Origin of the sequence: Vibrio sp. YT-17 (assembly GCF_033337375.1) — a bacterium.
In the GTDB taxonomy this organism is placed as follows: Bacteria; Pseudomonadota; Gammaproteobacteria; order Enterobacterales; family Vibrionaceae; genus Vibrio; species Vibrio alginolyticus.
Map to the genome: position 1 here is coordinate 1 of NZ_JAWOQP010000088.1, position 1398 is coordinate 1398.

1 pseudogene is annotated in these 1398 nt (G+C 33.4%); it reads left to right on the forward strand.

What is annotated here, in order from left to right:
* Positions 1-1067: 1067 nt before the first annotated feature.
* Positions 1068-1398, forward strand: a pseudogene (locus R7F67_RS24050) (hypothetical protein); the annotation flags it as partial.

Genomic DNA, 1398 nt, shown 5'->3' on the forward strand with positions numbered 1-1398 from the left:
GCGAAAACTGTGGTCGTAAAACCATTCAACAGTAACTGATAGTCTTTCTTTCTCTGCATAAGTTCATAAGTGCGCTTTGAAGCACTGGTTATTCAAATCGCATTATCCTCTTTTAGTGCTTTTGCTCTTCTTATGTTCCTCTCTCAAAAATGAGTCACATTAGTACGCATTTTAACCGCTTGGATGCAGGTAACTCACTGCTATGTATAATAAATTTTGGTGAGAAATACGTGTTTCAGCTCGATGTTTAACCTCTGTTCTATCGACACGTTTTGAGTCAGTAAACACTTAAATTTCGTTTACTTTATGTTGTACGCGGTGCAATTGTGTGAAGTTGGTCACATTAATGTTTAATTTATGAAAAAATAATTAATGAATAGTAATTCACAAATATGCTGACCGTATGTGCTATTTAGTTTTGACTTATCTTTTGAATATTCACTTGGTGAATATTTTGTTGTTTTTAGATTGACTGAAAGTTTGATTTTCTATTCAAACTTGTGAAAGGTTGAATCGATATATTAGAAAACATGAATTTGATCTTGTTTCTATCTTTTGTTTTAAATGCGAAATTCATTATTAACAACGGATGGTTTTGATGATTTCTCTTGTGTGTATCCCACCAATTTTAGAAATTGAAAATTAAACTTTCTCAATACAATAACGAATAAAATTAAACGGAATGATGTTCTTATATTTTTATTGTATTTTAACTTATACATTTTGACTCATTCATTTTAACTGTTTTTGTTGATTTTAAGTTGTTGATAATAATTGTCTTTTAACTTTTGTTTTAATGGCGTTGCTTTGCTGCTTCTTTAATGTTGTGGTGTGTGGCTTTATTTATAAAAAGTCATTTTAAAGTACGTTTTTAAGCAAAGTAGAACGCGACAATACTCAGATAAATAGTATTAAAAAATTAAATAAGGATTTAACCATAAGAGTAATTTTATGGTTGATAGGTTTATTGGGGTTGATTATCTGAATTTTTATGGAATTTCATCCCAATAATCTGTTTGTCTTTAAGTTTATTCTAATAAACTTAATTCTCATGGAAGTTTCAAAACATGCAGCACACAACAAAGTGGATGATGACGCCGCTTGCAATGTTGTTGGGTACGCTGTTTTCAGCGCCATCATTCGCGGTGGAAACGAGTGTAATTGATAGCACCAGCACGCCTGAATCTACACAAAATGAAGGAGACACGTCCTGTATTGTTTGTAAGTTTAGTGGGGCCGTTTACCTATCTTACGATACAAACATTTACGATAAAGACGACTACCGTTCTGTCCGCAATTTCTCGTGGGGAGGCGATCTCGTTTATTCCTTTTCGAGCGACACAAAAGCCTATTTTTCTACGGGGGGCTATCGTGCCCTAGAAGATGAAGTCGGCACCT